Source organism: Pseudomonas sp. GW821-FHT04C07, from assembly GCF_059420325.1.
The window spans coordinates 123,949-135,517 of sequence record NZ_JBWKTM010000003.1; the positions used below are offsets into that span (position 1 = coordinate 123,949).

The 11,569-nt window shown below is 57.1% G+C and carries 13 protein-coding genes and 1 other RNA gene; 9 read left to right on the top strand and 5 right to left on the bottom strand.

Features of this window, described 5'->3' with window-relative positions; translation table 11 throughout:
• Nucleotides 1-23: 23 nt before the first annotated feature.
• Nucleotides 24-1,064 (bottom strand): NADP(H)-dependent aldo-keto reductase, encoded by a 1,041-nt coding sequence (locus tag AC07UI_RS07280; RefSeq protein WP_494991849.1) that lies wholly within the window; start codon nt 1,062-1,064, stop codon nt 24-26.
• A gap of 245 nt (nt 1,065-1,309) precedes the next feature.
• Between AC07UI_RS07280 and rplM the strand changes: the two genes are divergently transcribed.
• The 7 genes from rplM to AC07UI_RS07315 all read left to right on the top strand — a co-directional run bounded on the left by rplM (nt 1,310) and on the right by AC07UI_RS07315 (nt 6,184).
• Nucleotides 1,310-1,738, top strand: a complete 429-nt coding sequence (gene rplM, locus AC07UI_RS07285) for a 50S ribosomal protein L13 (protein ID WP_494991850.1) — start codon at nt 1,310-1,312, stop codon at nt 1,736-1,738.
• 14 nt (nt 1,739-1,752) lie between these two features.
• A complete protein-coding gene (rpsI, locus tag AC07UI_RS07290; protein ID WP_002555064.1) occupies nt 1,753-2,145 on the top strand; it encodes a 30S ribosomal protein S9 in 393 nt (130 codons plus the stop codon).
• 253 nt (nt 2,146-2,398) lie between these two features.
• The gene (gene petA / locus AC07UI_RS07295; protein ID WP_494991851.1) at nt 2,399-2,992 is read left to right on the top strand and encodes a ubiquinol-cytochrome c reductase iron-sulfur subunit; all 594 of its coding nucleotides are present in this window, start codon (nt 2,399-2,401) and stop codon (nt 2,990-2,992) included.
• Nucleotides 2,992-4,203, top strand: a complete 1,212-nt coding sequence (locus AC07UI_RS07300; protein WP_494991852.1) for a cytochrome b — start codon at nt 2,992-2,994, stop codon at nt 4,201-4,203. Before petA ends, AC07UI_RS07300 begins: the two co-directional genes overlap by 1 nt.
• A complete protein-coding gene (locus AC07UI_RS07305; RefSeq protein WP_494991853.1) occupies nt 4,203-4,985 on the top strand; it encodes a cytochrome c1 in 783 nt (260 codons plus the stop codon). The genes AC07UI_RS07300 and AC07UI_RS07305 overlap by 1 nt, the downstream gene beginning before the upstream one ends.
• Nucleotides 4,986-5,136: 151 nt before the next feature.
• Nucleotides 5,137-5,754: a glutathione S-transferase N-terminal domain-containing protein gene (locus AC07UI_RS07310; protein ID WP_494991854.1), complete on the top strand. Its 618-nt coding sequence runs from the start codon at nt 5,137-5,139 to the stop codon at nt 5,752-5,754.
• A 16-nt stretch (nt 5,755-5,770) separates the two neighbouring features.
• The gene (locus AC07UI_RS07315; RefSeq protein ID WP_494991855.1) at nt 5,771-6,184 is read left to right on the top strand and encodes a ClpXP protease specificity-enhancing factor; all 414 of its coding nucleotides are present in this window, start codon (nt 5,771-5,773) and stop codon (nt 6,182-6,184) included.
• Nucleotides 6,185-6,341: 157 nt separating this feature from the next.
• Here the strand turns inward: AC07UI_RS07315 and AC07UI_RS07320 are convergent, their stop codons facing one another.
• The 4 genes from AC07UI_RS07320 to AC07UI_RS07335 form a co-directional block, all read right to left on the bottom strand.
• The gene (locus AC07UI_RS07320; protein WP_494991856.1) at nt 6,342-6,920 is read right to left on the bottom strand and encodes a BON domain-containing protein; all 579 of its coding nucleotides are present in this window, start codon (nt 6,918-6,920) and stop codon (nt 6,342-6,344) included.
• The gene (locus AC07UI_RS07325) at nt 6,917-7,510 is read right to left on the bottom strand and encodes a phosphoheptose isomerase (RefSeq protein WP_007928463.1); all 594 of its coding nucleotides are present in this window, start codon (nt 7,508-7,510) and stop codon (nt 6,917-6,919) included. Before AC07UI_RS07325 ends, AC07UI_RS07320 begins: the two co-directional genes overlap by 4 nt.
• Before the next feature lie 107 nt (nt 7,511-7,617).
• Nucleotides 7,618-7,989 (bottom strand): YraN family protein, encoded by a 372-nt coding sequence (locus tag AC07UI_RS07330; protein ID WP_494991857.1) that lies wholly within the window; start codon nt 7,987-7,989, stop codon nt 7,618-7,620.
• Nucleotides 7,989-9,800, bottom strand: coding sequence for a penicillin-binding protein activator (locus tag AC07UI_RS07335; RefSeq protein ID WP_494991858.1), 1,812 nt, complete (start codon nt 9,798-9,800; stop codon nt 7,989-7,991). The genes AC07UI_RS07330 and AC07UI_RS07335 overlap by 1 nt, the downstream gene beginning before the upstream one ends.
• 219 nt (nt 9,801-10,019) lie before the next feature.
• Between AC07UI_RS07335 and rsmI the strand changes: the two genes are divergently transcribed.
• Complete coding sequence (gene rsmI, locus AC07UI_RS07340) at nt 10,020-10,892, top strand: 16S rRNA (cytidine(1402)-2'-O)-methyltransferase (RefSeq protein WP_494991859.1); 873 nt, start codon at nt 10,020-10,022, stop codon at nt 10,890-10,892.
• A 74-nt stretch (nt 10,893-10,966) separates the two neighbouring features.
• Nucleotides 10,967-11,320, top strand: an RNA gene (rnpB, locus tag AC07UI_RS07345) — RNase P RNA component class A.
• Nucleotides 11,321-11,569 lie beyond the last annotated feature (249 nt).

An 11,569-nucleotide genomic window follows, 5' to 3' on the forward strand; every position in this document is an offset into this window, starting at 1 on the left:
GTGGGAACGATCAGTGCTGAAAATTATGGCGCCGGGTTAGGGTGATCCTTGTGAATCGCCTCAATCCCTGCCAGGACTTCATCCGACAGCTTCAAATCGACACTGGCGATGTTGCTGTCCAGTTGCTCAAGGGTGGTGGCGCCAATGATGTTGCTGGTCACGAACGGCTGCTGGGTCACATACGCCAGGGCCATTTGCGCCGGATCCAGGCCGTGTTCGCGAGCCAGGGCGACATAACGGCTGCAAGCGGCTTCCGACTGTGGATTGAAGTAGCGGCTGAAGCGGCTGTAAAGGCTCAAGCGACCTTTGGCCGGGCGTGCCCCGCCTTCATACTTGCCAGAGAGGAAGCCGAATGCCAGCGGCGAATAAGCCAACAGCCCGCACTGTTCGCGGATGGCGATTTCCGCCAGGCCCACTTCAAAGCTGCGGTTGAGCAGGTTGTACGGGTTCTGGATCGACACCGCTCGCGGCCAGCCGCGGCTTTCGGCCAGCGCAAGGAATTTCATTGCGCCCCACGGGGTTTCGTTGGACAGGCCAATATGGCGGATCTTGCCAGCCTTGACCTGCTCGTCCAGCGCTTCAAGGATTTCCTCCAGTGGGGTGAAGTCTTCATTGGCCTTGTGCTTGTAGCCCAGTTGACCGAAGAAGTTGGTGCTGCGCTCGGGCCAGTGCAATTGATAAAGGTCGATCCAGTCGGTCTGCAAGCGCTTGAGGCTGGCATCCAGCGCTTCAACGATGTGCTTGCGGTTGTGCTTGAGCTGGCCGCCGCGAATGTAGTCGATTCCGTTGCCGGGGCCGGCGATCTTGCTGGCGAGCACCCAGTCGGCACGATCGCCGCGAGTCTTGAACCAGTTGCCGATATAACGCTCGGTGCTGGCATAGGTTTCGGCTTTTGGCGGCACCGGGTACATCTCGGCGGTGTCGATGAAATTGATCCCGGCACTCTTGGCCCGTTCGATCTGGGCAAAGGCCTCAGACTCGCTGTTTTGCTCGCCCCAGGTCATGGTCCCGAGACAGATGGCGCTCACATTCAGATCAGTTCGGCCTAGCTTGCGATAATCCATCGGGTGCTCCTTGGGCAAAACAATCATAAAAGCAGGTTGAAAATCTTTTCGCAATCTGCATAATTACGCACCTCTTTCTGCAGTGGAAGTGATGCGCCGCCGCCGAAGAATCTTGCCGTTGAACGGACGCGCCGACCCGAGCCCCCGAAAGCGTCTGTATCCGGCTGCCTTTGACTTGTCAAAGTACGCACTATTCAGTAAGATCCGCCGTCTAATTTACAGGGCGGCCCCTGAGGCTATAAAGAATGAAAACTTTTACTGCTAAACCGGAAACAGTAAAGCGCGACTGGTTTGTCGTCGACGCTGCTGGTCAGACCCTGGGTCGTCTGGCCACCGAAATCGCGAGCCGTCTGCGTGGCAAGCACAAGCCTGAGTACACTCCTCACGTTGACACTGGCGACTATATCGTCGTTATCAACGCCGAGCAGATCCGTGTTACCGGTGCTAAAACCACTGACAAAATGTACTACTCCCACTCCGGTTTCCCGGGCGGCATCAAGTCGATCAACTTTGAAAAGCTGATCGCCAAGGCCCCTGAGCGCGTGATCGAGACCGCGGTCAAAGGCATGCTGCCGAAGAACCCGCTGGGTCGCGACATGTACCGTAAGCTGAAAGTCTATGCGGGCGCTGTACACCCTCATACTGCTCAGCAGCCCCAAGAACTGAAGATTTAACGGAATAGTTCATTATGTCGGCGACTCAAAATTACGGCACTGGCCGTCGCAAGACCGCAACCGCACGCGTTTTCCTGCGTCCGGGCACTGGTAACATCTCCATCAACAACCGTTCCCTGGATAATTTCTTCGGTCGCGAAACTGCCCGCATGGTAGTTCGTCAGCCGCTGGAATTGACTGAGACTGTCGAGAAATTCGACATCTACGTCACCGTGATCGGTGGTGGTGTGAGTGGTCAGGCTGGCGCAATCCGCCACGGTATCACTCGCGCTCTGATGCAGTACGACGAAACTCTGCGTGGTGCTCTGCGCAAAGCCGGTTTCGTTACTCGCGATGCACGTGAAGTTGAACGTAAGAAAGTTGGTCTGCGTAAAGCGCGTAAGCGTCCGCAGTACTCGAAGCGTTAATTCGCTTTTGCGTTCAAAAGCGCCCAGTTTCCTCACGGAGCTGGGCGTTTTTTATGGGCGATGTTTTTTAGTGTGACAACTTGCCACATCCGTAGACCCCCTATACTACAAGGCTTGCCGCTGGGGCAGGATGGTAATTACCTTGTCAGAATAGGGGCTTTTCTTTACCATTCTGCAAAATTTTTATAAGTTCAGATTTTTACTTAGTAGATGCCTGATTTAACAGGCCACAAAGCTGATGGGAGAGGACTGAATGAGCAATGACGGCGTGAATGCAGGCCGGCGTCGCTTCCTTGTAGCAGCCACATCCGTTGTGGGTGCTGCAGGAGCGGTGGGGGCTGCGGTCCCGTTCGTGGGGTCGTGGTTTCCCAGTGCCAAGGCGAAAGCCGCAGGTGCACCGGTGAAAGTGAATATCAGCAAGATCGATCCAGGCCAACAGATGATTGCTGAGTGGCGCGGTCAGCCGGTATTCATCGTCCGCCGTACCGAGGAAATCCTTGGGAATCTTAAAAAGATCGAGGGGCAGCTGGTTGACCCGACCTCCAAGAACTCTACGCAACCGACCTATGTCGACCCGCAAACGCGGTCGATCAAGCCAGAAGTTCTGCTGCTGATCGGTATCTGCACACACCTGGGCTGTTCACCGACCTTCCGTCCGGAAGTGGCGCCAGCGGATCTGGGTAAGGATTGGGTGGGTGGCTATTTCTGCCCTTGCCACGGTTCTCACTACGATCTGGCCGGCCGCGTCTACAAGTCGCAACCTGCGCCGCTGAATCTGCCAGTACCACCGCATTCCTATGAGTCGGACAGCGTCGTTGTCATTGGTGTCGATACGGAGAAGGCGTGATGAGCAAATTCATGGATTGGATTGATGCACGCTTTCCCGCAACCAAAATGTGGGAAGACCACCTCAGCAAGTACTACGCCCCAAAGAACTTCAACTTCTTCTATTTCTTTGGCTCCCTGGCACTGCTGGTTCTGGTTAACCAGATCGTTACCGGTGTCTGGCTGACCATGAGCTACAACCCATCGGCAGAAGAAGCATTTGCTTCCGTCGAATACATCATGCGCGACGTCGAGTATGGCTCGATCCTGCGTCTGCTGCACTCCACCGGCGCTTCGGCGTTCTTTATCGTGGTCTATCTGCACATGTTCCGTGGCTTGCTCTACGGTTCGTATCAGAAGCCGCGTGAGCTGGTGTGGGTATTTGGCATGCTGATCTACCTGGCACTGATGGCTGAAGCCTTCATGGGCTACCTGCTGCCTTGGGGCCAGATGTCGTACTGGGGTGCTCAGGTGATCATCTCGCTGTTCGGTGCGATTCCGGTCATCGGCAACGACCTGACCCAGTGGATTCGTGGCGACTACCTGATTTCGGGTATTACCCTGAACCGCTTCTTCGCCCTGCACGTTGTCGCCTTGCCGATCGTGATTCTCGGTCTGGTGGTGCTGCACGTTCTGGCACTGCACGAAGTCGGTTCGAACAACCCTGACGGCGTGGACATCAAGAAGCACAAAGACGAAAACGGCGTACCGCTGGATGGCATTGCTTTCCACCCGTACTACACCGTGAAAGATATCGTCGGCGTGGTGGTGTTCCTGTTCATCTTCTGCTCGATCGTGTTCTTCTTCCCGGAAATGGGCGGCTACTTCCTCGAGAAGCCGAACTTCGAAGTGGCTAACGCCTTCAAGACCCCGGAACACATTGCGCCGGTTTGGTACTTCACGCCGTTCTACGCGATCCTGCGTGCGATTCCCGACAAGCTCCTGGGCGTTGTCGCCATGGGTGCTTCGATTGCCTTGCTGTTCGTCCTGCCCTGGCTCGATCGTAGTCCGGTCAAGTCCATGCGCTACAAGGGCTGGCTGAGCAGGATCTGGTTGTGGGTCTTCTGCATCGCCTTCGTGATTCTTGGCTGGCTGGGTGTCATGGCGCCAACTCCGGAACGTACGTTGCTGTCGCAGGTATGTACCTTCCTGTACTTCGCCTACTTCATTCTGATGCCGTTCTACACCAGGCTCGAGAAGACCAAACCGGTTCCGGAAAGGGTGACTGGCTGATGAAAAAGCTATTTGCTGTACTGATTCTTGCTGCTATGCCTGTATTGTCCTTCGCGGCCGAGCATGGTGGTCCTGAGCTGGAAAAGGTCGATATCGACGTCTCCGACAAGGCGGCAATGCAGGATGGCGCGCGTACGTTCGCCAACTACTGCATGGGGTGCCACAGTGCCAAGTTCCAGCGCTATGAGCGCGTCGCCGACGATCTGGGTATTCCTCATGATCTGATGCTCAAGAACCTGGTGCTCACTGGCGCCAAGATCGGTGACCACATGAGCACTGGCATGCAGCCTGCTGACGCAAAAGCCTGGTTCGGTGCGGCTCCGCCCGACCTGACCCTGGTGGCTCGCGTTCGTGGTACTGACTGGCTCTACGGCTACCTGCGTTCTTTCTACGAAGATCCGGCACGCCCTTGGGGTGTGAACAACAAGGTATTCCCGAATGTCGGTATGCCTAACGTTCTGGCGGGGCTGCAAGGCCGTCAGGTCGTAGGCTGCAAACAAGTTCAAATCGTCGAAAACGGCAAGAAGCAATTCGATCCGCTGACTGGTACGCCTTTGACTCATGAAGCGTGCGATCAGCTGACGGTATTGCCGAAAACCGGCACACTGAACCAAGAGCAGTTCGACGAGAAGGTCAAGAATCTGGTGACCTTCCTGGCCTATTCGGCCAACCCGGTGAAGCTGCAGCATCAGCGCATCGGTACGTACGTGTTACTCTACCTGGCCTTCTTCTTCGTATTTGCTTATCTGCTCAAGCGCGAATACTGGAAGGACGTTCATTGATAGAGCTGTAAGTAATTGCTGTTAATCGTGCGCGCCCAGGGGCGTCTCTAAACGTGTAACGTGTCTGGATCATCCAGGCGTTACGGGAGGCGCCCTTTGGGCGCGCTCGTTTTTCTGCTCCCGATAATTTCTACAAGCGAGGAGGACCGCCATGGGCGTGACCAATCGGTTGGCCTGTTACTCCGACCCCGCCGACCACTATTCCCACCGGGTACGCATCGTGCTCGCAGAGAAGGGTGTCAGCGCCGAGATCATTTCTGTAGAGGCGGGACGTCATCCGCCAAAGCTGATCGAGGTGAACCCTTACGGCAGCTTGCCCACCCTGGTCGATCGCGATCTGGCGTTGTGGGAGTCAACCGTGGTGATGGAGTATCTGGATGAGCGTTATCCACATCCGCCATTGCTGCCGGTTTATCCGGTGGCACGTGCCAATAGCCGTTTGCTGATTCATCGTATTCAGCGCGATTGGTGTGGGCTGGTGGATCTGATTCTGGATCCGCGCAGTAAAGAAGCCGCTCGCGTACAGGCGCGTAAAGAGTTGCGCGAAAGCCTCACCGGTGTTTCGCCACTGTTCGCCGACAAGCCGTTTTTCCTCAGTGAGGAACAAAGTCTGGTCGATTGCTGCCTATTGCCAATACTCTGGCGTTTACCGATTCTAGGTATTGAATTGCCGCGGCCAGCCAAGCCGCTGCTTGACTATATGGAGCGTCAGTTTGCGCGTGAGGCTTTCCAGGCGAGTCTGTCTGGTGTCGAACGCGATATGCGCTAAGGCTTAAGGAGCCGCTATGAACTCCAGTCGACCTTATTTGGTCCGCGCGCTCTATGAGTGGATTGTGGACAACGATTGCACCCCGCACATACTGGTCAATTCCGAGTACCCGTCAGTGCAGGTGCCTCAGGGCTTTGCCAGTGACGGACAGATTGTCCTGAACGTATCGCCCAGTGCTGTGAGGCATTTGCACATGGATAACGATGCGGTCAGCTTCGAAGGGCGTTTCGGCGGTGTGCCGCACACGCTTTACGTGCCTATAGCCGCCATCCTGGGCATTTATGCTCGCGAGAACGGCCAAGGCATGGTCTTCGATCTGGAATCGTCTATAGAGGACGATGACGAGGTTGGGCCGGATGATGACGGTTCGCCACCTGACAGCGAGCCACCGCGTCCAAGCGGTCGGCCAAGCCTGAAAGTGGTCAAGTAATAAAAAAGGCGATCCGCAAGGATCGCCTTTTTTATTACTGTAGGAGCACGGCTTGCCGGCGATGGCGATCTTCAGGGCGCTATCGCCGGCAAGCCGTGCTCCTACAGGGCGATGGCGATCTCAAGGACGTCATCGCCAGCAAGTCGGTGCGCAGATATCAGTCGATGTACTCGAACAACTTCACGATCTTCTGCACGCCGGAAACGCCCTGCACCAGGTTGGTGGCCTGGGCGGCTTCCTGTTTGGTTACCAGTCCCAGCAGATAGACGATGCCATTCTCGGTCACGACTTTGATGCGCGAGCCAGGAATGCTGGCGTCGGTAAGCATCTGGGTCTTGATCTTGGTCGTCAGCCAGGTGTCGTTCTGGCGCGCCAGGAGCGAGGAGGGCTGCAGAATTTGCAGCTCGTTGTGCACTGTCTTCACACGCTGGACAGAGCTGGCGGCTTGTTCGGCCTGGGCCTTGAGGTCGGCGCGCGGAGTCTGTCCGGCCAGCAGGACGACGCCGTTGAAACTGGTGACGACGATGTGTGAGTTGTTGTCCAGGTCCGGATTGGCCTTGGCGACGTTCACGCCGACCTTGGTTTCGATCAAGGAATCGTCGATCTTGCTGCCGATGGTGCGGGTGCCGCGATCATCTTCAATGGGTTTTTCGCGGCTGGCGCTAACCATCGTGGTGCAGCCGCTGATGCTCAGGCATAGAGTCAAGGCCAGTAGGCCGAGGCGATTAGGGGTCATTCTTCACTCCCGAACAGTTGGCTGTCGATCAAGTCGCAAAGGCAGTGGATCGCCAGCAGGTGGACTTCCTGAATACGTGCAGTGACATTGGCCGGTACGCGGATTTCGACGTCTTCAGGCAAGAGCAGCGAGGCCATGCCGCCGCCATCGCGTCCCGTCAATGCTACGACAATCATTTCGCGATCGTGTGCGGCCTGGATCGCTTGAATAATGTTCGCCGAGTTGCCGCTGGTAGAAATCGCCAGCAAAACATCGCCAGGTTGGCCGAGGGCGCGGATCTGTTTTGAGAATACTTCGTTGTAGCTATAGTCGTTGGCGATCGAGGTGATCGTCGAGCTGTCGGTGGTCAGTGCGATGGCTGGCAGGCTTGGGCGCTCGCGCTCGAAGCGGTTGAGCAGTTCGGAGGAGAAATGCTGTGCGTCGCCCGCAGAGCCGCCGTTTCCGCACGAGAGCATTTTGCCTTCGTTGAGCAGGGCGTTGACCATCACCTGGCTGGCTTGCTCGATGTGCGGTGCAAGTACGTCCATCGCCTGTTGCTTGGTATCGATACTGGCCTGAAAAAGCTGGCGAATACGGGATTGCATGTCCATCTGTGTGACCTTAAGTAGCGCGGCTTTCCGGCACATGAATGTGCAGCCCGCAAAGCAAAGAGCAAAATTGTTCAGTGAAAGTGTTCGGCTCGGCTTGAGCGCTTCGATCAGCTGTCAAAGGCATTCCGTAGCCAGTTCAAATGAGGTGCTGCGCCGGTGGTGCTGTCTATTGCGACCACATCGAAACGGCAGGGGTGATTGGCCCAGCGCGACTCGCGCAGCAAAAAATACTGCGCGGCGAGTATCAGCTTCTGGCGCTTGCGTGCATCGATGCTGCCGAGTGCGCCACCCCATTGCGTGTGTTGTCTATAACGGACTTCAACGAATACTACTGTATCGCCGTCAAGCATGACCAGATCAAGCTCGCCGCGTTTGCACAACCAGTTCTGCGCCAGCAGGCGCAGACCTTGTTGCTGGAGATGCTTGAGCGCCTGGCTTTCCGCATCTTTTCCGCTTTGTTGGCGTGACCTGTCAGGCATCAGTGTGGGGTATCCGGCAGGCGTTGAACCTGGCCGCTGACGAACTGGGCCCAGGGCAGCTGGCGCTGGACGCGTTGTGTCCGGCTCATGCTCAGGCTCCCTGACAGCCCTTCAATGCGGCTGTCTGGCAGTGACTTGAGCTGACCCAGGCGCGGCGCAAGGCGATAGGCATCGACGCCCATTGCGTACAGGCGACCCAGGCTGCCGCCGGCTTGTGGCCATTGTGCAGTCACTTGCTTGCGCAGTGGATCGTTGGCATCCAGCAGCCATGGTGTTTCGCAGAAGCGCACACCATTCATGTCGTTGTACTGGTTTTGATCGCCGCTGGCGCTGAATACGTGCGAGGTGGCGTAAACCGGCACATCACCTGCGTACTGGAAGTTCAGGGTCGGCTTGATCTGTTGGGCTTGCTGCGGGGTAGTGGCGAGGAAAATGAAATCGATGTCCTGGCGACGCGAAGGTTGTGCGGTCACCTGCGAACCTACAGTGTTTTGCAGGCTCTTGGCGCGACCTTCACTCTGACGCAGCTGGAACAGGTCGGCAATCTGCTGGGCCAGAGCAACCGGCTGGTCGACGTGTTCGACGCCGATCACGGTACCGCCGTTGGCTTCCCAATCCTGGCGGAAGGCTTTGAGTACGCGATCACCCCATTCACCTTTCGGCACCATGGCGGCAGCGCGATGCAGGCCATCGGCGCGGGCGCGGCGAGACACTTCGCGGGCTTCATCTTCGGCGGCAAGGCCGAACTGGAACAGCTGTGCCGGTCCTTGTTCGCTTTCGCTGTAGTTCAGAGCCAGAGTGGTGATCGGCAGTTGCGCACGAGCGCTGAGTTGTTTGACCAGCGGTTTTTCCAGCGGGCCGATCACCAGTTGCACGCCATCGGCCTGCGCCTTGCGATAGAAATCGTCCAGCGAGGTCAGGCGCGAACTGTCATAAAACTCGATGCTTGGCGGTTTCTGCCCGGCTTGTTGGGCCTGGTAGTGAGCAGCCACGAAGCCTTCGCGCAGAGCTTTGCCGACCGAGGCCAGCGGGCCGTCCTGTGGCAACAGCAGGGCGATTTTGCTCAGTGGTTGGCTGACCAGTTCCTTGAGCTTGGTCAATGGCAGTGGCAGTTGAATGGCGGCAGGGTGATTAGGGTGCTGCGCGCGCCATTTATCGATGGCGGCTTGTTGTTGTTCCAGAGTGCCGGCGTTTTTCACTGCCAGGGCCAGGCTCATCCAGCCACCGAGATCGTCATTGCTGGTGGGTTGCAATTGTTCGGCAGGCAGGGCGGCAATCAGGGCCCAGATCGTTTCGTGGTTTTTACTGGCGGCATCGCCGCTGAGCAACGGGGCGATGAGGGTGCGTTCCCGCGCGGCGGCCAGGGTCTGACCATCAGCCTCAAGCGCGAGAACGTGTACGCTGTCGGTGCGGATCTGTTGCTCGACCGGCAACTCGCCCAGACGCTGCAGACTTGGGTGGCCCAAAGCTGTCAGCGCCGCCTTGGGCTGGTTGCGGGTCATGGCCAGTTCGGCCGCCAGGGTGCTGGCGAAAACCTGTTGACCAGGCTTGAGTTGTTCCAGCGGGACTTGCGCAAGAATCTGCGCAGCCTGACCGGCCTTGTTTTGGTGATAGGCCAGGTCCGCCGCGCTCAAGCGCAGCAAGGCGGCTTTCTCGGGCGTTTTGTTGGCGGCGGCCTGTTCGAGCAACTGCTCGATACTGGCTTCCGGAGTTCGTGGAAGTTCGCCAAGGCTGGACGAGGGCGAGCTGGCGCAAGCCGCCAGCAGGGCAGCGAGGCAGAGGGCAGAGAACAGCCGCAGGCAAGCGATCATGTAAGTGTTCCTGATACTCGATCAAATTAGCGTGGAATTGTACCCAAGCACTGGCCGGGGCGCGATGTTACTGGCGTTAAACCGTTAAATTAGGTCGTGTAAATGTTGCAGGACTTCGGGAAAGACTGAAAAACGCAGGTCTACAAGGTGTCTGTGGAGCGCATTGCGAAGGCCTCAACAGGCTACAATGGCGCTTTTACCGATCAAGAGGTGTGCGCTTTGACTGCTCCAGGTGCTTTGAATTCCGCTGCTGGCTCGCTTTATGTGGTGGCGACGCCCATCGGCAACCTGGACGACATCAGTGCGCGGGCGCTGAAAATATTGCGCGAGGTGGCATTGATTGCCGCCGAAGACACGCGTCATTCCTTGCGGCTGATGCAGCACTTCGGTATTTCGACACCGCTGGCGGCGTGTCATGAGCACAATGAACGCGACGAAGGCAGTCGTTTCATTACTCGATTACTGGCCGGCGACAACGTGGCGCTGATTTCCGACGCGGGTACGCCGCTGATTTCCGATCCCGGCTACCATCTGGTTCGTCAAGCCCGGGCTGCCGGTATCAATGTGGTGCCTGTGCCGGGCGCCTGCGCGCTGATCGCCGCCTTGTCTGCGGCAGGTTTACCCTCTGATCGTTTTATCTTTGAGGGTTTTCTGCCGGCCAAGGCTGTGGGGCGTCGCGCTCGCCTGGAGCTCTTGAAGGAAGAGCCGCGCACACTGATTTTCTACGAAGCCCCGCACCGGATTCTTGAGTGCCTGCAGGATATGGAGCTGGTATTTGGCGCTGGGCGTCTGGCGTTGCTGGCTCGGGAGTTGACCAAAACCTTCGAAACACTCAAGGGTTTGCCGCTGGCGGACTTGCGGGCTTTTGTCGAAGGCGACAGCAATCAGCAGCGCGGTGAGTGCGTTGTGCTGGTGGAGGGGTGGTCCACGCCGGTAAGCGACGAGGCGGTCAGCGGCGAGGCGATGCGCATTCTCGATTTGTTGCTAAAAGAGATGCCGCTCAAACGAGCTGCGGCATTGGCGGCGGAAATTACCGGCGAGCGCAAAAATGTCTTGTATCAGGTTGCCCTGGACAAGCAGAAAGGCGAGTAGGTCGCAGGTCGCGGAGTGGCAAAAGGCTTTTAGCGCTTGTTCTTGAGCGGTTCTGCCGTTAATCTTTGCGACGGAGAGTCGATTGGACAGTCGCTGCCCTCTATGAAAATTAGGGGGGGGAGGAAAGTCCGGGCTCCATAGGGCGGAGTGCCAGGTAATGCCTGGGAGGCGTGAGCCTACGGAAAGTGCCACAGAAAATAACCGCCTAAGCACTTCGGTGCCGGTAAGGGTGAAAAGGTGCGGTAAGAGCGCACCGCACGACTGGCAACAGTTCGTGGCTAGGTAAACCCCACTCGGAGCAAGACCAAATAGGGTTCCAAGGCGTGGCCCGCGCTGGAACCGGGTAGGTTGCTAAAGATGTCCAGTGATGGCCATCGTAGACGAATGACTGTCCTCGACAGAACCCGGCTTACAGATCGACTCTCCACCTTTTTCCCTCCCTGCTTGGATCCATAGCAGAAGCGCTTTTGTAATACCAAAAAAATCTTACTCTTAACAAATCACTTTAACTTCTGATCGTAGCTTTATGAGCAGGTTGAAGTTAACGAGTTAAAACATCCGCCAAATTCTTTCTACCCCTCCCTTTAGTCTCCTAAATCTCCGATCTGTAAGGCTTTTCCGTCACTCCGCGCCTTGACGGTGTGGTGGGCGCATTCCTATAGTGTGCGCAAGTGGCG